Annotated in this window: 21 protein-coding genes and 2 tRNA genes; 17 read left to right on the top strand and 6 right to left on the bottom strand. The window is 45.6% G+C overall.

Translation table 11 applies throughout. The features are described 5' to 3' along the window. Positions 1–47 precede the first annotated feature (47 nt). Positions 48–791, bottom strand: coding sequence for an RNA methyltransferase (locus QUF61_RS01550; protein WP_103920433.1), 744 nt, complete (start codon positions 789–791; stop codon positions 48–50). Between the two features lie 70 nt (positions 792–861). On the opposite strand from QUF61_RS01550, the gene QUF61_RS01555 reads away from it, so the two are divergent. Then, a tRNA-Pro gene (locus QUF61_RS01555) sits at positions 862–938 on the top strand. A 189-nt stretch (positions 939–1,127) separates the two neighbouring features. On the opposite strand, the gene QUF61_RS01560 is transcribed toward QUF61_RS01555, so the two are convergent. Both QUF61_RS01560 and QUF61_RS01565 read right to left on the bottom strand, forming a co-directional pair. Next, positions 1,128–2,300, bottom strand: coding sequence for a glycosyltransferase (locus tag QUF61_RS01560; RefSeq protein ID WP_289680134.1), 1,173 nt, complete (start codon positions 2,298–2,300; stop codon positions 1,128–1,130). A 23-nt stretch (positions 2,301–2,323) separates the two neighbouring features. Then, a complete protein-coding gene (locus tag QUF61_RS01565) occupies positions 2,324–3,217 on the bottom strand; it encodes an endonuclease/exonuclease/phosphatase family protein (protein ID WP_289680136.1) in 894 nt (297 codons plus the stop codon). Positions 3,218–3,442: 225 nt separating this feature from the next. Between QUF61_RS01565 and QUF61_RS01570 the strand changes: the two genes are divergently transcribed. The 13 genes from QUF61_RS01570 (at position 3,443) to QUF61_RS01630 (ending at position 13,674) form a co-directional block, all read left to right on the top strand. Then, positions 3,443–3,982: an NUDIX hydrolase gene (locus tag QUF61_RS01570; protein WP_407080040.1), complete on the top strand. Its 540-nt coding sequence runs from the start codon at positions 3,443–3,445 to the stop codon at positions 3,980–3,982. Continuing rightward, complete coding sequence (locus tag QUF61_RS01575; protein ID WP_289680138.1) at positions 3,979–4,569, top strand: YqeG family HAD IIIA-type phosphatase; 591 nt, start codon at positions 3,979–3,981, stop codon at positions 4,567–4,569. Before QUF61_RS01570 ends, QUF61_RS01575 begins: the two co-directional genes overlap by 4 nt. A 5-nt stretch (positions 4,570–4,574) precedes the next feature. Beyond that, positions 4,575–5,519: a tRNA glutamyl-Q(34) synthetase GluQRS gene (gene gluQRS, locus QUF61_RS01580; RefSeq protein ID WP_289680140.1), complete on the top strand. Its 945-nt coding sequence runs from the start codon at positions 4,575–4,577 to the stop codon at positions 5,517–5,519. Positions 5,520–5,847: 328 nt separating this feature from the next. Next, positions 5,848–6,585: a leucyl/phenylalanyl-tRNA--protein transferase gene (gene aat, locus QUF61_RS01585; protein ID WP_289680142.1), complete on the top strand. Its 738-nt coding sequence runs from the start codon at positions 5,848–5,850 to the stop codon at positions 6,583–6,585. A gap of 18 nt (positions 6,586–6,603) precedes the next feature. Further along, on the top strand, positions 6,604–7,350 hold the full coding sequence (locus QUF61_RS01590; protein WP_103920439.1) for an arginyltransferase: 747 nt from the start codon (positions 6,604–6,606) through the stop codon (positions 7,348–7,350). A gap of 44 nt (positions 7,351–7,394) precedes the next feature. Beyond that, positions 7,395–7,469, top strand: a tRNA-Gly gene (locus QUF61_RS01595). A 183-nt stretch (positions 7,470–7,652) separates the two neighbouring features. Then, positions 7,653–8,885, top strand: coding sequence for a tyrosine-type recombinase/integrase (locus QUF61_RS01600; protein ID WP_289680143.1), 1,233 nt, complete (start codon positions 7,653–7,655; stop codon positions 8,883–8,885). Between the two features lie 224 nt (positions 8,886–9,109). Then, positions 9,110–9,292 carry a helix-turn-helix transcriptional regulator gene (locus QUF61_RS01605; protein WP_103920441.1) on the top strand — a complete coding sequence of 61 codons (183 nt, stop codon included), beginning with the start codon at positions 9,110–9,112 and terminating at the stop codon, positions 9,290–9,292. Positions 9,293–9,497: 205 nt separating this feature from the next. Then, a complete protein-coding gene (locus tag QUF61_RS01610) occupies positions 9,498–12,530 on the top strand; it encodes a DUF927 domain-containing protein (protein ID WP_289680144.1) in 3,033 nt (1,010 codons plus the stop codon). Beyond that, a complete protein-coding gene (locus tag QUF61_RS01615; protein WP_103920443.1) occupies positions 12,527–12,727 on the top strand; it encodes a hypothetical protein in 201 nt (66 codons plus the stop codon). Before QUF61_RS01610 ends, QUF61_RS01615 begins: the two co-directional genes overlap by 4 nt. 105 nt (positions 12,728–12,832) lie before the next feature. Next, positions 12,833–13,228, top strand: a complete 396-nt coding sequence (locus tag QUF61_RS01620) for a DUF5681 domain-containing protein (RefSeq protein WP_103920444.1) — start codon at positions 12,833–12,835, stop codon at positions 13,226–13,228. Then, positions 13,212–13,418: a hypothetical protein gene (locus QUF61_RS01625; protein WP_289680148.1), complete on the top strand. Its 207-nt coding sequence runs from the start codon at positions 13,212–13,214 to the stop codon at positions 13,416–13,418. Before QUF61_RS01620 ends, QUF61_RS01625 begins: the two co-directional genes overlap by 17 nt. Then, a complete protein-coding gene (locus QUF61_RS01630; protein WP_289680150.1) occupies positions 13,402–13,674 on the top strand; it encodes a hypothetical protein in 273 nt (90 codons plus the stop codon). Before QUF61_RS01625 ends, QUF61_RS01630 begins: the two co-directional genes overlap by 17 nt. Before the next feature lie 226 nt (positions 13,675–13,900). Here QUF61_RS01630 and QUF61_RS01635 read toward each other — a convergent pair whose 3' ends face one another. Genes QUF61_RS01635 through QUF61_RS01645 form a run of 3 tightly spaced genes read right to left on the bottom strand, consistent with a single transcriptional unit; the run spans position 13,901 to position 20,115 of the window. Continuing rightward, positions 13,901–14,971, bottom strand: a complete 1,071-nt coding sequence (locus QUF61_RS01635; protein WP_103920447.1) for a Fic family protein — start codon at positions 14,969–14,971, stop codon at positions 13,901–13,903. A gap of 3 nt (positions 14,972–14,974) precedes the next feature. Then, the gene (locus tag QUF61_RS01640; protein ID WP_289680151.1) at positions 14,975–19,810 is read right to left on the bottom strand and encodes a DEAD/DEAH box helicase; all 4,836 of its coding nucleotides are present in this window, start codon (positions 19,808–19,810) and stop codon (positions 14,975–14,977) included. Positions 19,811–19,857: 47 nt separating this feature from the next. Continuing rightward, positions 19,858–20,115 carry a hypothetical protein gene (locus QUF61_RS01645; protein WP_103920449.1) on the bottom strand — a complete coding sequence of 86 codons (258 nt, stop codon included), beginning with the start codon at positions 20,113–20,115 and terminating at the stop codon, positions 19,858–19,860. A gap of 104 nt (positions 20,116–20,219) precedes the next feature. On the opposite strand from QUF61_RS01645, the gene QUF61_RS01650 reads away from it, so the two are divergent. The 3 genes from QUF61_RS01650 to QUF61_RS01660 all read left to right on the top strand — a co-directional run bounded on the left by QUF61_RS01650 (position 20,220) and on the right by QUF61_RS01660 (position 22,311). Further along, entirely contained in the window at positions 20,220–20,444 is a 225-nt protein-coding gene (locus QUF61_RS01650) for a hypothetical protein (protein WP_103920450.1), read from the top strand. Between the two features lie 71 nt (positions 20,445–20,515). Then, positions 20,516–20,764, top strand: a complete 249-nt coding sequence (locus tag QUF61_RS01655; protein ID WP_286019387.1) for a hypothetical protein — start codon at positions 20,516–20,518, stop codon at positions 20,762–20,764. Further along, complete coding sequence (locus tag QUF61_RS01660) at positions 20,761–22,311, top strand: hypothetical protein (RefSeq protein WP_289680152.1); 1,551 nt, start codon at positions 20,761–20,763, stop codon at positions 22,309–22,311. Before QUF61_RS01655 ends, QUF61_RS01660 begins: the two co-directional genes overlap by 4 nt.

Here is a 22,311-nt window from a genome sequence, read left to right on the forward strand (position 1 = left end):
GAATGCCCAATAGGGCTTTCCCGGAATTCCTCTTAAACCGCAAACCATTATTTGGATTGTTTTTGTGCCGCCGTTAAAATACCCCGCAAAATATTAATCTCGGTATCACTGGGGGCTGCACGGTTAAACAAACGGTGCAAACGCCGCATCAGACGCCGCGGCTTTTCCGGATCCAGATAATCCACATCAATCAGTGTCTGTTCCAGGTGCTGATAAAAACCATCCATTAACTCACTGCTGGCAGGAATATGCTGCTCGCTTTGCGCTACTTGTCCGTTTTGCTCGGCTTCATTCGCCTCATTCTGCTGCATTTTCAGCCATAAACAGCGCATTTCATACGCCATCACTTGCACGGCTGATGCCACATTTAATGAAGAAAATGTTGGATTAGTTGGAATTTTTAACAATTGATGACAACGATCCAGTTCCTCGTTGTTCAGCCCGGAATGCTCGCGCCCGAATAATATGGCTGCTTCACCATTGACTGCTGAAATTTTCTGTGATGCATTTTCCGGGTCACACTCCGGCCAGGCAATACTGCGACTGCGCGCACTCGCCCCCAACACCAAGCGTGTATCCTGCAAAGCTTCATCCAATGTGTCACAAACTCTGGCTTCTGCCAACACCTTAACCGCACCTGAAGCCCTTGCAGTTGCGGTTGCGCTGGGAAATTTATGTGGTCGCACCAGTACCAGTTTTTCCAGCCCCATGTTCATCATCGCTCGCGCCGCCGCGCCGATATTGCCTGGATGACTGGTTTCAATGAGTACAATAGACACTTGCTTTAACATAATTTTCCTTCATGAAAAAAGATATGGCTTGCATGATACGTAGAATCCACGTACAATTCACGTTTTTTATCGGGGTGTAGCGCAGCCTGGTAGCGCACCTGAATGGGGTTCAGGTGGTCGGAAGTTCGAATCTTCTCACCCCGACCAAATTAATGTAAAAATCAACCGCTTACCATAGCGGTTTTTTTATGCCTGCTTTGCTCCAAAATAGAATCAAAACCCTTCTGCATTACGTTGCTTATTTTACCTCTAAATAGATAAGCCTGCACTCGCTTGTAGCTCTCTATTTTTATGTCGAACAAGATAAACATTTGTGGTTTTGGCAAAAAAGCAAAATCAGCCTAAAACATCCCGATATAGTGCTTGAATCTGCTCTGCAACGGGTTGAATAGCAAAACGTTGTTGCGCATCAATTGCTGCATTTTCACCTAATTGTTGACGCAGCGCAGGTTGTTGTGTCAGTTGCTGTAAGGCTGTTGCCAATGCATCGGCATCCCCCACCGGCACCAGTAAACCATTTTTACCATCTTGCACTACCCAGCCAACACCGGAACCGGGAATGTTGCTGGCAACACAGGGTTTGCCATAAGACATGGCTTCCATTAATACCACGCCAAAGGCTTCCGTGCGCTCCAGTGAGGGCAGACAAAAACAGTCACAAGTGGTAAATAATGCCTGTAATTGTGCATCTTCCAGATAACCGGGCAGGCTGACTTGTTTGGATAAACCCGCTTGTTGAATGTGTTGTTGCAGTGTCTCCCGCATTTCTCCCTTGCCCACCAGAATCAAATGCACATCGGGTAGTTGCTCCAGGGCTTGCAACAGCACTTCATGGCCTTTGTAATAGGTCATGCGACCAATACATAAAATACGCAGACGGCTGTCACCCCAGCTTTTTTCCGCCCATTGCTGGTCTTGTGGCGTGGGCATTTTCTGGTGTTTTTTTAAGTCCATGCCCAGGGATATTGTGTGCGTTTTTGGTTGCCAGGGCGCTAAGGCTGGACTGGCTTGCTGGTAAAGCGGTGAGGTGGCAATGATTGCTGCGCTGCGTTTCAGCAGTGCCTGTTCAAATGGTTGATAGAGACGATAAGCCAAAGCCAGTTGTTTGTGGATGTCGGAGGAAACCACATCAGAATGCCAGTGCAGCACCCAGGGGATTTTGCGCGCGCTGGGCGAGAGCAGCGCCCAGAACGCAGAGGTATTGGGTAGGTGAAAATGTAGTATATCGGGTTGTATACGTTTGAGCAGGCGTGAAAACCAAAGTGGGAAATGCGGCGCAACCGGGGCGTATAATAAGCGTCCATAGCTGGGACAGCGAAATAACCAGTCGGGATCAGCGGCTTGATGCAGAGGTAAAACAGGATTCCAACCCGGCAGGCGATGATCATGTACCAGCGCATAAACTTCGTCACCTTGCGCCTGTTGTTCCGGCAGCAAATCCGCCATGAAGTTTTCAATGCCACCGGCAAAGGGGGGATAATATTTTCCAATATGTAAAATGCGGGGCATGGTTGTATTTTTTTCCTGGGTCTCTACGTGGGTTGATGTAAACGCACTTGCGCAACCACTGCGCGGTGATCGGATACCACATCCGGCAATACCCGGTAATTCACAAACTCCAGTTCTTTGGACAGCAAAATCCAGTCTATGCGTTTATCACTCATCCAGAATGTGCCTTCTTTATTTTGCTCTGGCTGCCAGGTATGCAGGGCAAGTTTTTCTGCAAAATTTTTCAAAATTTGTTGCTCATGCCAGCCAGTATTAAAATCACCCATAATAATAACGGGATTTTGGCGCGCCTGTAATAACTGGCTTAAGGTTTCCAGTTGCTGACTGCGGGCGCGAGCACGTAAAAAATCCAGATGCAGTGACACCACATCAATTTTTTGCTGAGGATGTCCCGGAATATGCGTAGTGGCAATAACAAAGCCTTTCGGCGGTGTTGGCGGGGTGCTGGCAAAACGAATAGAACGGCCTTCCTGCAAGGGCAAGCGGGATAAAAGCGCGGTGCCATATTGCAGCCCCATGCCTTGCACATGCTTGCCTTGCACGCTGCTGTGCATATGACTTTTTTCTGCCAGATACTGCACATGATTAAATGCACCGCTCCAGAAGGATTCGGCATCGGCTTCCTGCAAAGCCACAATATCGGGCCGCACCCGCTGCAAGAGTTTTGCAATATTGTTTAAGTGTTGCTGAATCTTTTTTTCAGACTGAAAAAATTGATGAAAACCATTGCTGCGCCCGTGCGCAATATTTAAGGTGCAGACTTTTAACATGGCAGTGCTATTAGGTGGTGGTATCTGTCTGCTGTCAGCAAACATGGCATACTGGGTGACTTGCATCTTATCATGACCGGTCAGCCCGTAAGCCGTCCAGGTTGCCAAAGCCAGCAGGAAGAATAAACTGATTGTGATTGATTTCAATATTTTCGGCATCATTTATTGTAAGGTAACTCGCAAGAAATAACACCCCCGTAGCGTGCAGGATTTTTATTCGTTTTCAAGGCGTAAAAACCGGCGCATAGTGAGCTATGTAACGGTTTTTACAACGCGGAAAACGGGTAAAAAGACCAGCGAAATGGGGGGCGTTATGCGCTGCGAGTTACCTAAGTAGATTTTAGGGTGTTGTCTAAGGATAGGTGAAACATTGTGAATTTAAACATAAATTATTGTAGTTATTGCGGCGCGGATCAACTGGCAGAAGAAATCCCCGCAGGCGATAATATGCCGCGTATTGTTTGTTCACAATGCGGTAGCATCCATTATCAAAACCCCAAAATTGTTGCAGGTTGTCTGGTCACTTGGCAGGATCAGGTTTTATTATGCCGCCGCGCCATTGAGCCGCGTTATGGTTTATGGACGATGCCTGCCGGCTTTATGGAAAATAATGAATCCATAGAAGAAGCAGCCTGTCGGGAAACGTTTGAAGAAGCGCAGGCACGGGTTACACTGGATGGTTTATATGGCTTTTACAGCATTCCCAGAATCAGCCATGTGTATGTTTTATTTCGTGGTCATCTGGACAAACAAGAATTTGGGCCGGGCAGTGAAAGCCTGGAGGTAAAATTATTTTCTGAAGCGGAGATTCCCTGGGATGACTTGGCATTTAATGCAGTGAGAGTCACTTTGCGGCATTATTTTAATGACCGTAAACGTGGGGAATTTCCTTTACATCTACAAACGCTATGAGTCACTTATTAAAACGCAGTTTTTATGCTTTACAGCAAGCCTGGTCTTACCGGCATTGCCTGCAACAAGCACAACAAAACCGGCAATGCGCTGATATCAGCACGTTGTTACCACAGGATTTGCAACAACAAGGCATTTCTGTGCTGGTGCTGGATTTTGATGGCGTACTTGCCAGTCACGGAGAAATTGCACCTGCGCCAGCGGTGCAAAGCTGGTTGAAGCAATGTACAGCAAGCACAGATATTCAGCAGATATATTTACTCACTAATAAACCCATGTCTGCACGTTTTGCCTGGTTTGAGCAACATTTTCCGCAAGTGCAGTGTTTTATCAGTCCCAGCAAAAAACCCTATCCTGATGGTTTGTTGGCCATAGCTAAACAAAGTGGGCAGCCTGTGGAAAAGCTGTTATTGGTGGATGATAGACTGTTGACCGGCGTATTGGCAGCCTGTATTGCCAAAGTGCCGGTGCTGTGGCTGAATCAACCGTTGACCAATTTTCGCAAGCGCCCACTACAGGAAAGCTTTTTTATGTTGCTGCGTAAAATGGATAAGCTGTTATTAGGCTTATTTAAGGTATTTCATTAAGCGCCATGTCAGTTTATCGTGGTCGCTTTGCGCCTTCTCCCACCGGCCCTTTACATTTTGGCTCATTGGTCAGCGCCGTGGGCAGCTTTTTGCAAGCACGCAGTCAGAATGGACTGTGGTTGCTGCGTATGGAAGATGTGGATCAAACCCGCTGCTTTACTCAGGCAGCGGATAGCATTCTGCGTACTCTGGAAGCTTATGACTTGTACTGGGACGAGTCTTATATGGTGCAAACCCAGCGCAGTGAAGCCTATACTTATGCTTTGCAGCAACTGCATGAACTTGATCAGATTTATGCCTGCGCCTGTAGTCGTAAAGCGATTGCAACGCATAACCAAACACAGGGCCATCCACCAGGTTTTTATGCGGGACTTTGCCGCAATGGCATACCCAATGATACGTTCAAAACCCATGAGCAAATGAGTGTTCGGGTTAAGGTTGAAAATCAATGCTTAGGGTTTGAGGATCGGGTGCAGGGGTTCTGGCAACAAAATCTGGAACAGGAAGTAGGTGACTTCGTTATCCGTCGCGCAGATGGTTTATTTGCTTATCAACTGGCAGTGGTGGTGGATGACCGTGACCAGGGCATTACGGAAATCGTGCGTGGCAGCGACCTCATTGACTCAACGCCACGCCAGTGTTATTTACAGTCCTTGCTCGGTATACCATCCCCGGATTATATACATTTGCCAGTTGCACAAAATGCCCAGGGTGAAAAGCTCAGCAAACAAACCCACGCTCCGGCATTACCGCTGGAGCGCCCCGTTATCTGGCTGTGGCAGGCCTTGGACTTTCTCGGACAACAGCCCCCCAGAGATTTACAGGAAGCAGACCTGGATGCATTTTGGGACTGGGCAATCAGACATTGGCGTCTGGAACAAGTACCTAAAGTGTTGGGGTCGGAATATCAACCATTCCATAGCAGAGCTTCCACTCGATGTTCAAATTAGAAAATTAGCATACATTAAAATTACTCAATCTTTCGCATTCAACAGGGTCTTCCTTGAGGTTTTTTAGGGGTTGAGTTGTTAAAGATGGGCTAGCATCAGTTAAGGAGTGAGAATTTTATAACTTCAGAAACTGAACTGGTCTTTTTCTCCATTTTCTGCGTTGTTAAAACAGTTACATAGCTTGCTATGCGCCTGTTTTCACGCCTTGAAAATGAATAAAAATCCTGCGCCCAGTTCCTGCACTTATTTCATCCTCACTCCTAAGCACACAAGATTTTGTTATACTTTAAAGAAATAATATCACCTTAACACTGTCAGTAACCAAGCCATGCAACGCCCTTATTTACTTTCTACAGATACGCCCTGGCATCAGTTTCCGCCATTAGACAAGGCGTTAAAATATCCTGATGGCTTACTCGCCATAGGCGGCGACTTGCATGTGCAGCGCCTGGTTCATGCTTATAAACAAGGCATTTTTCCCTGGTATAGTGATGAGCAACCCATATTATGGTGGTCGCCTGATCCGCGTATGGTGTTATTTCCTGAACGCCTGAAAGTCTCCCGCAGCCTGCGTAAAAATATCCGCAATGGTGGTTTCAGTGTTACCTTAAATCACGCTTTTCTTGATGTGATTGCCGCTTGTGCGCTGGTGGTGCGGGAAGAGCAGGAAGGTACCTGGATTACGGAAGAAATGATGGAAGCTTATTATGCTTTGCATCAACAAGGCATTGCCCACTCGGTAGAATGTTGGTTTGAGGGACGTCTGGTGGGTGGTTTATATGGTTTGGGCCTGGGTCGTGTATTTTTTGGCGAATCCATGTTCAGCCTGATGAGTAATGCCTCTAAAGTGGCTTTTTCTGTATTTACCCGCCAATTGCAAGCCTGGAATTATGCCTTAATCGATTGTCAGGTGCATACCACACATTTAGAAAGCCTGGGCGCGGAAACAATACCCCGCACCCTGTTCCGGCAGTTATTAGATTCCCATTGTGAACAAGACAGTTGCTTAAGCAGTGCAAAAAAACAATTGGCAATGACTTCTTTTTTTAATCATTCTTCTGAATAAACTACGCGGGTTTACACAATGCGCCCACTTGCCCAACATCATGAACAACGCCCACGGCAGTTAAATTTATATGCCACGCCAAGCCATGACTGTACTTATCTGCCGCAACAGCAAGCCAGAACCATTTTTCTGGATCCTAACATACCTAAAGATAGCTTTATTTATGGGCAGTTAAGCCAACAGGGATTTCGCCGTAGTGGTGAACATTTATACCGCCCACATTGTGATGCCTGTGAACAATGTTTATCAGTGCGGGTACGGGTTCAGGATTTTAAAATGCGTCGCAGTCAGCGCCGTATCTGGCATAAAAATACGGATTTAACCGTCATAAAACACCCAGCTATTTTTCAAACATCTCATTTTCAGTTGTATCAGAAATATTTGGCACATCAGCATCAAGGTGGGGGGATGGATAATCCAAGCCCAGAAGAATATATGCAATTTTTGACCAATCACTGGTCACATACTTTTTTTTATACTTTTTATCAAAACCAAAAATTGCTGGCTGTTGCGGTCTTAGATGAAATGAGTAATGGTTTTTCCGCCATTTATACCTTTTATGATCCAGAACAAAAACAACGTAGTCTCGGCGCTTATGCCATTTTATGGGAAATTGAAGAAACCCGACGTCAAGGACTGGAATGGTTATATTTAGGTTACTGGATACGTGATTGTAAAAAAATGCGTTATAAAATCCAATATCAACCCCTGGAATTTTATCATCAGGGACATTGGGAATCCCAAGTACCCCAAAATTTAAAATAAGGCTGCCACAGTTAAAGCTTTTATTGTATAATTCTAGCGCTTTCGCGGGTGTCGTATAATGGTTATTACCTTAGCTTCCCAAGCTAAAGATGACGGTTCGATTCCGTTCACCCGCTCCACAATCTCATTTCAGAACGTTTCATAATATCCCACAAGCAAAGCAATAAAAGGGATTCCCGCCTTTCTGTTGTTTCATTAGATACCATCTTGTATAGTGACATACCACCGCTTTTGCTGGTATTTATGTTGGCATTTTCATACCAGCAAAACTGCATACCATCAAATCCCCAAAAGGTGCAGTTATGTCATTGACCGATATACAAATCCGTAACGCCAAACCCAAAGATAAGCCATACAAATTATCAGACGGCAAAGGGCTTTATCTGCTGATTAATAAAGCTGGGAAATACTGGCGTTATGGTTATCGCTTTTCAGGCAAACAAAAAACGCTGGCATTAGGTGTATATCCAGAAACTACCCTCCAACAAGCACGGCTAAAACTGGCAGATGCTCGCTTATTGCTGGCTGATGGCGTAGATCCAAGCACATACAAACAGGCGCAAAAACAGGCCAATAAACTGGATGCTGAAAACAGCCTTGAGATGGTAGCGCGTGACTGGTTTGGACGAACCCAAAGCAAATGGACAAAGGGTTATGCAGACGCAACTATCAAGCGATTGGAAAAGGATATATTCCCTTGGCTGGGTAATAAACCAATTACCGATATAAAACCACCTGATGTATTACGGGTGTTGCGGCGTATTGAATCCAGAGGCGCAAATGAAACAGCACATAGGATGTTGCAAATCTGTGGTATGTTTTTTCGCTATGCCGTGGCTACTGGGGTACTGGAAAGTGATCCTTGCCGTGATTTACGTGGTGCGCTTGCGCCTGTTAAACGCAAACACCATCCAAGCATCACAGACCCCGCAAACATTGCCCCATTAATGCAAGTAATCCGGGATTATGAAGGTGAACTTGTCACCCGATGCGCCTTAAAACTGCTTCCCCTTGTCTTTGTCCGGCCTGGCGAACTTCGCCAGGCTGAATGGTCAGAAATTGACCTGAACGCGGCGCTGTGGTCGATACCGGGCAGTAAAATGAAAATGAAAGCCGATCATCTTATCCCCCTGTCCAGCCAAGCTGTTAAGATTTTGCAAGAAATTCAGCCACTTACCCAGCAAACAAGCCGCTATGTATTCCCCTCTATCCGTTCTAATAGCCGTCCAATGTCTGAAAATACCATCAATGCTGCTTTACGGCGTTTGGGATATACCAAAGAACAAATGACCGGTCACGGATTCAGGGCAATGGCTAGAACCAACCTTGATGAAGTGTTGAGATTCAGAATTGAAGTGATTGAAATGCAGCTTGCCCATGCGGTACGTGATGCCAATGGACGGGCATACAACAGAACCCAATACATTGATGATCGCCAGCGCATGATGCAAGCCTGGGCTGATTGGTTGGATGATCTGCAAGTGGGTGATGGTATCAATGGCAATAATATTGTACCAATCAATAAGGCTGGCTAAGATGTTGTAACGATTAAGCCGGGGATAGGGCGGGAAGTCATGAACCTGCCTGATAAGGTGCTGTATCCCTTTCTATGGCACTTTCTTACCTGCTCCTATTTTTTGGTGAAAGGGAAATAATTGCTGGCACGCAGTTTTTTATTTGCCTTTACTTGTGTATCAGTGTTTTGCAAAAATAGGTGCGTAGTCTCATTTCACCCCAAACAATACCAGAGAGGTTAATTATGGCAAATATGGAGTTACTACGCTTAAAACAGGTTTTGGAAATCGTACCAGCAAGCCGGGCAACAATTTGGCGTTGGACGCGAGACGGCAAATTTCCAAAACCTATCAAACTATCAGAACGCTGCACGGCTTGGAAAAAATCAGATATTGAATCCTGGATTGATGAGAGGGCAGCAGCATGAATTATAGGCATAAAAAAACCAGAAAGGGTGCCAGCCCGATCTGGTCAATGTGTCTTTTGTAGTCGATAACACAAACAGCATACACTTTGTTAAGTGCTTATATTATATCAATAAATAGTGGTTACAGCCATTATTTATTGGTACTTATAAGTATAACATGGTGTTTCATGCTGTTTATATCTAACTTTTTATAGGATATAAATCCATGACAACTGATAAATACATTCAATCTGCCATTGATGCAGAATTGGATAACATCAGCAGCAGCACTGGTGGGCGTAATAATGCCCTGAATAGTGCAGCTTTTGCGCTGGGAAGCTTATGTGCAGCTAACTGGAATGATTACACCCGACAACAGGCTGAAGATAATTTAATGCAAGCGGCGCTTGATGTTGAATTGCAGGAATCTGAAGCACGGGCAACCATTAAAAGCGGCCTGGATGATGGTGAACAAGAGCCACGGAAAAAGCCAGAAGCGCTGAACCAGCATCACAATAAAAAGCAGTTTTTCAAAACACCAGCAGATGCAGTGGGGGCATGGTCAACATTACCCGCTGCTGATTCCGATCACGCTTATCTGCAACGTAAAAATATCCAGCCTTATATTGCCCGGCAAAATGGTGATGAACTCATTATCCCATTACAAACTGATTTTGCTGGTACGGTGACATCAGTGCAGCGCATTCTGCCAACCAGGAATAAATCAGGTACAGACAAGCTTTTTATTAAAGGAACGCAGAAAAAAGGCGCGTTTTGTCTAATCGGTGAAGTGGAGGAAGATAAGCCACTACTATTTTGTGAAGGTTACGCCACTGGCGCAAGTATTCATGAAGCCACCGGGCTGCCTGTTGTGGTTTGCTTTGATTCCGGCAATCTTCCAAGGGTTGCGCAGAAGTTACGCAATGAAACAAATCAATGCCCTTTTATTTATTGCGTGGATGCTGATGAAGCTGGGAAAAATGCAGCCAGGAAAGCGGTTAAAAAATCTGGTGGCCTTGATTGCATCCCTGATTTTTCAGGTATAAACAGCAAGGGAAATGATTTTAATGACCTGCATAATGTGGCAGGGCTAAATACTGTTAAAAAACAAATCAGCGAAATGGTTGATCGTGTGGAATCTGGTTTGTTAAATGCTGGTTTTACGGGGCAATCAGATGATGATAAGCCCCAATTCAAGCTTGAAAACGGGAAATTGTACAGGTTACATTCTAAAAAAGATGAACTTGGCGTAAAGTCGGATTATATCTGTATTGGCAGCGCAATCCAGGTTAAAGCTGCCACTGTTGATATGCGCGGCGGCAATCACGGGCGTTTGTTGGTATTTTATGATCGTCAATATGAACGCCAGTTTGTCATGCCTATGGAAATGCTTGCCAGTGAAACTTCAAAGCTGGCAGGCGCATTATTAAATCGTGGTTATTGGTGTGTTGCTCCCCATCAAAAATTTATCCGTGATGGTATTGCAGAGTATGTTAATTCAGTAAGACCACCGGAAACCTTGACCACAACTGAAAGCACTGGCTGGCATGATCATACTTTTGTGTTCACTGGCGGTGAAGTCATTGGTAATGATAACAAGGTAATTTTTACCGGTGCGGATACCGATATTTACGCGGCACAAGGTACGCTTACTCAATGGCAACAAGCAGTAGCAGAGCTGTGTACAGGCAATTCCCGTTTACTGTTTTCAACCTCTCTTGCCTTTGCCGGGGTGTTGATGCCTTTGACTGGGGATGAAGGCGCAGGCACTAATATTTATGGTGATACCAGTACGGGCAAAACCACCACGCAACGTGCAGCGGCCTCTGTATGGGGCAGCCCTGAGCCGGGTGGTTTTATCTCAAAATGGAACGCCACGGCAACCGGGCTGGAAATCCAGGCAGTGCAACGCAATCACACGTTGTTTTGCATTGATGAACTGGGCGAAGTTGATCCGAAAATAGCGGGGCGTTTGATTTACCAGCTTGCCAGTGGCGTACAAAAAGGACGTGGACGGGCAGGTGATACCGGCATCGGGCTGGCGAATCTCAAAACCTGGAAAATGCCGTTTATATCCAGCGCGGAAAAAACCCTTGCCCAACATATTGAAGAAGCGGGGCAACGTCTATATGGCGGTCAGGCGGTACGCTGTGTAGATATTCCAGCGGATGCGGGTGCAGGACTTGGTGTGTTTGAGGATGTACACGGCACACCGGGCAACACAAAAGCGGCGGGGGCTGCTTTTTCAGAGCGCATCAAGGATGCCACGCATAAATTTTATGGCACTGCTGGACGCGCCTTTGTGCAAGCTTTATTAAAAATGGGAATAGCCAAAACCCTGGATTTTGTGACAAGTAAACGCACAGAATTTATGTTATGCCTACCAAGTGATGCCGGGAGCGTTCCCAGACGTGCAGCCAAGTTATTCAGTTTATCAGCAGCAGCTGGGGAACTTGCGATCCAGCTTAACATTTTACCCTGGCAACCCGGCACAGCAATGGAAGCGGCAAAGCGTTGTTTTAATGACTGGCTGGCAGAAAATGGCACGGGCAACCCGGAAGAACAAGCGGCGCTGGCACAAGTGGCTTATTTTATCGAAACCAACCAGGAAAATTTCCGGCGCTGGAATGAAAAGGATGCCAGCAGCGGTGGACGTAATATATCGCACCAGGTGGGATACTTGTCTGAAGATGAAAATGAATATTACATCATGCCCGAAATCTTCAAAAAAGATACCTGCAAGGGATACCGGCCTGAGTTTGTCTTAAAGCAATTAGATAAGCGCGGGATACTGGTTTATTCACCAAAGCGGCGGCAATTACAAATCAGGTTGCCAAATGCAAAAAAACCATCAAAGGTTTATGCAATTAAAACGGACTTTACAGAAAACGTACTGGATACACTGGATACACTGGATACAACTATACATAAAGCTAATAATAACGGGGCTTCTAGCTGTAACCACCCTGTAGCCACTTCGTATCCAACGGGCGATTCTGTAACCACTGAAAGCCAGTCTTGTTCTGGACAGAACCATCCAGAGAAAAAATCTGTATCCACTGTAACCACTGCTGGAAATTCTGTATCCACAGAAAACAGTAATGAAAACAATGTTGTACCCACTGTATCCAGTGTAACCACTATAAAAACAGGTTTGCCAAAAAAAACTTATCAAAAACCTTATGTGGGCAGCCCAAGCACTGCATTGGTTATGGATGAGGATTTTTATTCAGATAATGGTGGGGGGGCAATATCATGAACTTAACCCCAAAAGAACAGCGCAAATTAAACAGAGGGCGCATGTTGATTATGCGGAAAATTCATGTGGAGCGATTAAAGCGGTTTTTAGATCATGGCGGGAAACCACCTGGTGAATTAATGCCACACGAAAAAAAGCGTATTAATGCTTATATGGCTGTTGTTGAGCAAGATATTAAACAGCAGCGCTTACAGTAATTAACCAATGTCTGAACCTTGCATTTATGCGGGTTCAGGATGCAGTCTGGCTAAATCAGCCAGCCTGCTTATATAGGTTTTATTGATTAGAACAAGGACAAAACAATGCCATTCCAAAAAGGCCAGAGCGGAAACCCCAGCGGGAGACCACCGGGAATCCAGGATAAACGTGCAGCATTACGGGATTTGCTCGATCCCCATGCGGATGAACTGGTAAAGCAAGCTGTCAAGATGGCGCTGGAAGGTGACACGGCAGCATTAAAGCTGTGTCTTGATAGGTTGATCCCGCCAATGAAAACTGCACCAGTAAATATACCAGGTTTGGCTGTTGGCAGTCTGGCTGAACGCGGCGCGGCGGTACTGGATGCCCTGGGAGGTGGTGAAATAGAACCAGCCCAAGGTGCGGTGTTATTGTCTGCCTTGCAATCACAGGCACGGATTGTTGAGGTATCTGAAATTATTGAGCGGCTTGAGGTATTGGAAAATGAACGGCACAATTAAAAGTAGGCTGGATGCCCTGGAAATAAAAAAAGGCACGGGTGATAATGCGCCGATCATCGTTTGCCTTAACCAGACTAAAGACCAGGCAGTAGCAGAATATGAAGCGCGTCACGGGGTTGTGGTTGGGGATAATGCTATTTGTATTCAATTCAAAGGCGTAGACGGGAGTGTGCATGAACAGCAGCATTAAAACCCGGTTAAAGGCTTTGGAAGGAGAACAAGGTCAGTTCCTTGATATATGGCTTAAACTCGAAGGTATAGTTATCTCAATCTCTTATTTTGACGGCGCAGACTTTGGCAAAGAAGCAGCACGGCAGCGCGTGAGCAAGTTAAGGACTCAGGAAGAATTCAGCGAGTTTATGCGCGATACTCTAAAGCTGGACACGATAAGTGCTGACCACAAAACCACCGCACTGGCGGTGCTTGCCAACAAGTTGCCGGGATAACCTCCCTTCAAATTAGCTTTATTCAATGGCACTAAGGCCTCTGCTTTGATGTTGCTGGCTTTATTAACAATGATTTAATACAGTCCATAATCTATTTCAGAGTAGAATGGATTGCTTAATGGGTATAAAAAACCTATAAAAAATAGGTATAAAAAAATCAATTTCTTGCACATATCAAGCAGGACATGTATAAATTTTTGGTATTTTTATACATATTTTTCACTGATTACCTGATAAAAATTTTATATAAAGGTTTATTCAGATAATAGTTGCTTCTACCTATTTTCAACTTCTCCAAAAATCCAGCTTCGACCAATTTATCCAGATAACTGGTGGCTGTCGCACGGGAAACCCGCAAATCATCCATGACAAATTCTATTTTGGTGTAAGGATGCTTAAACAGATTATTTAGTAAATCCTGACTGTATACTTTAGGCAGTTCAGCGCGAATTCTATGCTTATAATCCTGCATGAGCTGCTTAATATCATGCACCAGGTGGATGGTTTTCTGTGCGGTATCGGCAATGCCCTTTAACATAAACAAAACCCATGATTCCCAATCATTGGCATCACGCACTTGCTGCAAGTATTGATAATAATCGTCTTTGTTTTCTATTACATAACGGCTCAGATATAAAATAGGAAGTTGCAGCAAATCCTTACAGACCAGATACAAAACATTGATAATCCGCCCTGTTCTGCCGTTACCGTCATAAAACGGGTGGATGCTCTCAAATTGATGGTGAATAACCGCCATTTTAATCAGCGGATCAACGTCCGATAATTCATCATTATTGATGTACTGTTCCAGATTATCCATTAAGCGGTTGATGTCATCGGGATGCTGCGGCGGGGTGTATACCGTTTCCCCGGTTCGCTGATTTTTCAGTGCCGTTCCCGCCTGCCTGCGAAAGCCTGCGTTATTGCCTTCCAGTTCAGACTGAATTTGCTTGATGTGGTTCAGCGTCAAAATTTTACCGTGGCGCACCAGTTCAAAGCCGGTTCTCAGGGCATTGGCGTAGTTTTGCACTTCCTTGGTGGCGGTGTTGGCAAATACTTCGGTTTGCAGTTCAGCCCTGAATAACGCATCCTGCGTGGTGATGATGTTTTCCACGGCTGAGCTATCCCGCGCTTCCTGCAAAGTCAGGGTGTTGATTAAGATAGTCTCATTGGGGATGGTTGCCCCAACGCCTTTTAATTCCGCCAGATAACGATGCGCCAGCGCTGCCTGTTTCAACACCGCTTTGGTTTCGAGTTCCAGAGCTGGGGGCAGTGCTGCGGGTTGCCAGTCAGACATGGCTTAAACCTGCTCATTCAAAGGCGGCAGACTTTCCACAATCCGCACGCTTTCCAGACTCACCCGCACGATACGTTTAACCAGATCGATAATATAACGCGGGTCTTCCGACCAGTCATTAGGGTCATTTTTGATGCCGCTTTTTTTATCGATGGTGACCTGGTAGCGGTCTATGAGCCATTCCAATGCCGGTTTGCCGTTGACGATATAGTCATAAGCCTGCAAGGGAATATTACTTAAAATGACACGGCTGTTATAGATAAGCGTGGTTTTATCCTTTTCCTTGCCTTTTTTGGCAAACTGCATTTTCTGGACGCGGTAAAAACTGGTTTTATCTTCCAGCATATCCGCTGCACTTTCCTGCACCGGGTACGGGTCTATGCTTTCATAGTTGAGATGCCAGTCGGCTAATTCCTGACCTGCCTTGCTGAATGCCCAAAAATCCTGGGCAAAGGGAATACGCGGCAGTTCTTTTTTGAGATTGGCGGCAAAACGGGTTTTGTATTCAGGGGAATGCATTAGCCCATAAACATAATAAAAAATGTCTTTTTTGCTGATGCTGGTGTCGGTATAGGTTTTTTGGAATTCAGCCAGAATGCTGTCGGGGATGGCATCCTGTTTGACGTATTCATCAGCAATGCCAAACAGATCACCGCTACTTTCTATTTTTTCGTAGGTGTAGAGGGGGAAACCCTGACCGCCAGAATGTTGCATATTTAAATCTGGTAATGTATCTACTATCAGTGCTGAAGAATCTTTTCCACCTGCCCCAATACCACTAACATAAATCACAAGATTTTTTAATTCAGGCTTTGGGAAAATCCGAGGCATTTGATAACGTCTATCATTAAAATTTTTATCAAAATAAACCCATTGTTTGCAATAAGGGCGGTACATATCACATACGACTGATGATTTATTCAATGAATGGGTTATTTCTTTTCCTAAATTATTTTTTAAACTAACTGACCAGCTTATTTTAGTCGCATCGGTATTAATGAATTTATCAACAGAAATACTCTTATTCTGCAAGGCTTTGTATTCAGCGACCTGTGCATTATAAAAATCAATCATTTGTTGCATATTATTTTCAAGTTGTTGCTTATTAAAATGATATGTCCAGGTATCACGACTTGTTGCAATCCCTCTTGAATAATCACTAAATATAACTTTTCCCGCTTTATCTTTTTTATCTCCCAATGATATGAATTTATCAAATGCAGGATCGCGCTGATTAATCCAGTCATGGGCAGCATTGGGCTTTAAGGTTTTCCAGTCAATCCCCTGTATGCTGTGAAAATCATCAATAATATTCAGCTTTTCTTTTTGACTGAGATAATCACCAATATCATGGTAAAACAGTTGGCAGTTTTTGCCTTTTCCTGGATTTTTGACCAATAAAGTAATGGCAATAGGGGCGCGACTGCCTGAACCAAAAATTTTGCCACCTTCTTTGCGTGATGTTTCGCCTGATGTACGTTGATTACCCCGCAAGTTAAAACAATAAATGCTATTAAATTCATCGGTTAAAGACTGGCGCAAACCATCCATTGCGTTGCTGTCAATAAATGATCCATTGGTGACAAAGCAGACTATGCCTTTATCCGCAATCCGATCACTTGCCCAACGAATTGCCCGGATATAAGAATCATACAAACTATTTTTATTGGTGGCGCTGGAACAGGCAGCGTAAGTATCCCGAATACCGCTATCCAAATTGGGATATTGGAGATTTTTATTATTGTCATTTTCGCTGGTTTGCTTTGCTGAATAGGGCGGATTGCCCACAATCACCTGTATCACTTGTTTATTTTGCTGTTTGGCGCGGTCGCTGTTGGCTGGCAGCATGGCATCAACCCAGCCCTGCATATCACCCCGGCCTTCCGTCATCTGGAAGGTGTCGGTTAAGACGATGCCGTTAAACGGCTGGTAATCTCCCCCCGCCACGCCATGATAAGCCGCTTCAATATTTACCGCCGCAATGTAATAAGCCAGCAATACCAGTTCATTGGCATGGAGTTCTTGCTGATATTTGCGCTGTAAATCTTCAGGTTTGATTAAGCCGCTTTGCAGCAGACGCACCATAAACGTGCCCGTACCAGTGAAGGGGTCGAGAATATGTACGCCTTCATCACTTAACCCCTTGCCAAACTCTTGCTGTAAGGCAGCATCGGTGCTGTGAATAATGAAATCCACCACTTCAGTGGGGGTGTAAACAATGCCCAGACGTTCCGCCATGCGCGGGAAGGCAGCGCGAAAAAACTTATCATACAGTTCAACAATGATTTTTTGTTTGCCAGTGGCGTTGTCAATGCCTTTTGCGCGCATTTTGACGCTGGCATAAAATCTTTCCAGGGTGGCGGTTTCCTTGCGTAAAGATTGTTCGTGCAGCACGTCCAGCATGGCTTGCATGGCCTGGGATACGGGGTTGTGTTGGGTAAAGTCGTAATCTTCAAACAGGGCATCAAATACGGGTTGGGTAATCAGGTGTTGTGCCAGCATTTCTATGGCATCATCGGTGCTGATGGCGGGGTTCAGATTGTTTCGCAGACCTTGCAAGAAGGTATCAAAAGTGGCTTTGTGTTGGGGCAGGCTTTCCAGTAAGGCTTTAATGCGGCTGATGTGGCGTTCGGCAATGGCGGCAATATCCTTTGCCCAGTCTTCCCAATAACGGCGCTGTCCACATTTTTGCACGATTTTGGCATAGATGGCATCGCGCCATTCGTCAATATGGGGAAAGTTCAGCACACCTTGCTGGCCTGTATCATTGCTTTTATTTGTATCGTTTTCTGATGGTGTGCCGCCGTCATCATCAGCATCCCCACCCGTTACGCCAATCACCTGGATATTATCAGGTTTGCTTTGGTTCAGTTCCAGTTTATTAACCGTGGCATTAAAGCGGTCATCATGGGCGCGTAAGGCTTGCAGCACCTGCCACACGACTTTGTATTTTTTATTGTCTCTTAAGGCTTCTTCCGGCGTTAAGTCTGCGGGTATGCCAATGGGCAGAATAATATAACCGTATTGTTTGCCATCGGCTTTACGCATCACCCGGCCTACAGATTGCACCACGTCCACAACTGAATTGCGCGGGGTCAGGAACATAACGGCATCCAGCGCGGGTACGTCTACCCCTTCCGATAAACAACGGGCATTAGAGAGTATACGGCAGGTATTGCCTTGTGATTCCGCTTTAAGCCAGTCCAGGCGTTGATTACGCGCCAGGGCGTTAAAGGTGCCGTCTACGTGGTCAACTTCGCAGTGTAACAAGTTATCATTGTCTTCATGGGTCTGGTGGTATTCGCTGACTATATCGGCAAACTGGCTGGTAATTTGTTTGGATGCCTTGATATTTTGACAAAAAGCCACGGCGCGGCGCATGGGGCTGTTATCCCCTGCCAGCACGTTACCGTCCAGGTCACGCGCCATGCGTTTGGATAAGCCGTTCCAGCAGCCGGTGATTTTAACCGCGTCTTCCAGGTTTAATTGGTTATCGTCATCCGCCAGTTGCGTTTGAAAAGTTTTGCTGACATATTTTTCATCAACTGCCAGTACCATGACCTTGTAATCCGATAATAAGTTGCTGCTGACCGCTTCAGAGAAGCCTAAACGGTGGAACTCTTTACCATACAGGCTTTCATCATCCATAGAACACAGGCTGGCATTATTTTCCTGGGCTTTGCTTTTGGCGCTGTCATCATACAGGCGCGGGGTTGCCGTCATATACAGGCGTTTTTTGCCCCGGACATAGTTTTCATCGTGAATGCGCACGAATTTGGATTCTTCTTTATCCGCCAGGGTTGCGCCTGTGGTGCGGTGGGCTTCATCGCAGATAATCAAATCAAATTCAGGGGTGTCGTATTGTTGCTGGGATTCAGCAATCACCTGGATGGATTGGTAGGTTGAAAACACAACATTTAACTGGCGTTTGCCTGCCTGTTTTATGTGGCTTGCCAGTTTTTCCGGGTCGGTGGTGGCTGGTAAGGCTAAATCATGGGTTTTAATATCTTCCTGGGTTTTACCGACTTTGGTATCAGAACACACGGTAAAGTTATGCAGGCTTAACTGGCATTCCGCTGACCATTCACGCAGGGTTTGCGATAACAGGGAAATGGACGGCACCAGAAACAAAACAAAGCCGTGATCCCCTGTACTTTTTGCCATTTCTTCGGCAATTTTTAATGAAGTAAAGGTTTTTCCCGTGCCACAAGCCATAATCAGCTTACCCCGGTCGGCCTGTTCAAAACCCGCCACCGTATTATCAACTGCTTTATGCAGGACTTCATTTTGTTTGCTGAAACCTGCTATCACCTTTTCCAGTGCACTTTGCTGGTGGGGGCGTAATTGTTTTTTGGGCTTTAAGCTCAGGTGACCAGGCTTTTCCCAGATAAACTGTTCCCAGTCTATAGGGCTTTGGGCTAAATCCTGAACGCGCAGGCGATTTACGGCAATTTGCTGGTTTTCCAGTGCTTTTTCTGCATTTTTGCCCCATTTATCTGTGGTGGAAACAATCAAACGGCTGCTGAACGGGGCTTTGCCGGATGCAGTAAAAAAGGAGTCTATATCTGATTTTTGCAGGCTGTGCGCAGGATCGTAAAACTTGCACTGGATGGCGCAATATTCCCCGGTATCCCGTTCCTGTGCCACTAAATCTATGCCGGTATCTCCCCCATCGCGTCCAGGCCAATCTGACCATAGCCAGACATCGCTGTATTTTTCCTGATACAGCGGATCGGTTTTTAAGTAGGCCAGCATTAAACGCTCGAATTTATCCCCCTGGTTGCGGGTGGATGTGGCTGTTTGCCGGTAGTCTTCCAGAACGTTGTGAATTGTGGTCATTTTGCGTGGCATTCCGTTGATAGGGGGCTGACAATGTAAAAAATTATTTATTTGTTTGTAGAAACAGGTTTGTTTTTCAGTATCTCAATACCTGCACTTATTACCGCTTCAATCGCTTTTTGCATATTTGGTTTGCCTGCTCCGCGTCCGCTGACATTTACCCAGCCTCTATCTTTGGCGATAGCCTCAAGCTGTTTTATATCGTCTTGCGCAAGCCAGCAATTAAATTGCTTCTTGTTATCCGCGTCTTTGCGCTCCCGATAACGCGCATGGCGTTCTTTGCCTGTTGCTGCTGTCTTTTTCATCCGCACATTATCCAACATTCAGTCTGTTTATAGAAATATTTAATTGAAACTGTTTGTAGAAACGACTATTATTTAATTTTGTTTCTATAAACGAGGTATTTCACATGGCAACAGAACGAAAAATTCTGAATGCTCGACACCGCGCCAAACGCAGCACAGATCACACCTTAAAAAATGTTTGGATACCAAGCGTAGATATTAAGCGACTGGAAAAGCTTGCAAAAAAACGGGGCTGGCTGGCAGCAACCGGGCGCAATGCCGGACAAGTTAATTTCCAGCAGGCAATTAATGAAGTTTTGAAGGCTGGTTTATCAGCTTTGAAGGCATAAAAAAACGGCGCTGTCATCCGACCAAAGACCGACAGCACCGCATCACTCAAACCCAAGAAAGGTATAGAGCAATGAATAGTATAACAAAAAACAGGCAGGCTATTAAGCAGGCAAATAAATGGCGCACAGACTACAACCGGCACGGGCATGGCGGTGTTGTTGTGGTATTTAATGGTGTTGTGAATGGCTGGGTAAATAAGTTACGTAACCCTGAACAATGGCAGCCAGGCTGCATTGCTGTGGATGAACAGCAAGATACCTGGATTGCTTGTGGTGGTAATGCCCAAAGTGGTGCAGAACGCTGGGAGGCTGTGCAATGAATACCATTTACGCATGGTTTTATCAGGCAATGCCGTTTATTTTAGCCGGTCTGTTTATATTGGGGCTTTATGCCTTCATGCGCACCAGAAAGCCGGGTAATGAAGCCATGCCCAGCAGCGTGGTAACTTTAACTGGTGTGGCTGGCGCATTGGCGGCGCTGGTCAGTATGGCGTTTTCCTATTCCTTTGCTGTCAGCCTGGGCGACTCACTGTTTATGAAGCTGGCAATGGTGTTTCTATTCTTTTCCTGGCAGATAGCAGAATTTACAGCAGCCTTTTGGTTTGGGCATAGTCTCAATTCATTGAGCGTGTCAAAAACCATCATTGCTATGATCCTGTTTTTGGGTGGCGTGACTATCAACTGGACGGCGGGACAATCTTTTCTATCAGGGCGCATAGATGATATTGAATCTGAAAGATTACGCCAGAGTGATGCTTACCAATCAGCACAGGTGCAACGCCAAAATGCGCAGAATAAAGCCGCAAGTCTGGCAATTTCCCCAGCACAATATCAGGATGCAGCAACAGCAGTGCAGGCACTTGAATCAGACTTAAACCAATACAAAAACAGTCAGGCTAAAAACTCAGGCGGTGCCAGCGTGGGAACTGTCCAGGCAGTGGTTGCCCGGTATGGTTGCAATGGGTATTACAGTAAATACTGTGTCGAGCAAGAGCGCATAAAATCGGAAATGATCCAGCACCAGAAAACAATCCAGCAGTGGCAAGCGTACCAAGCGGCACAAAGTCACGCGCAGGGATTGGCAGCGCAACCACTACCCAGCGGCGCGACGGATGCAACCTTGCCTGGCATCAGAAACTTATCAGAAACGCTGGGGATTCCAGTTGCTACTGTGAAGGCATATTTCAACTCATTACTGGGCGCGGCTTGTGAGGTGGCGGCATTAGCCATGCTTTGGTTATTTGGCGGTTTTGTGGCGCAGATTCGCCAAGATGAAGGCCAGCAGATGCCACCGGCAACAGTCACTAGGCCGGGTGATCCTATTCCAGCCATGAGCAGTGGTGGCAGAATCAACACAGACGGGCTAATAGAAGGCCATGCCGGGGAATGTGTATTAAACGCCATGGCAACAAGCTGGCTGGATGTTAATTATCCTGACTGGTTGGATAACTTAAACCTGGGCGCATTAGCCTTGCCCGTAGTCAATGACTATAAGCCAATGCCTAAAGGCAATGACTCCAGTTCAATGCCTAATAAGCCAATGACTAAAGGCAATGAGTTAAGCCAAGCCGATGCTGAATTGATAGAAGATTATTTCCCAGGGATACTGGACAATTTAAGAAAGCAAGGCGGGGAAGCTGCAATACCTGGCTTTATTGAAGTTGCCAGACAAAAGAAAGCAGAAGGCAAGCCCATATCGGCACAAGGCTATGATTCTAAAGATAAGCGTACAGTAGGCGGTACTTATAACTGTGAGTCATGTGGTGATGAATTCAAGGCAAAAACAACCTGGCACCGTTTCTGTGCAGCGTGTGGCGCTGAACGTAAAAAAGGCGTTTTAAGAGCAAAGGCAAAAGGGAATAAATAA

Source organism: Candidatus Venteria ishoeyi, assembly GCF_030378065.1.
Lineage (GTDB): Bacteria > Pseudomonadota > Gammaproteobacteria > Beggiatoales > Beggiatoaceae > Venteria > Venteria ishoeyi.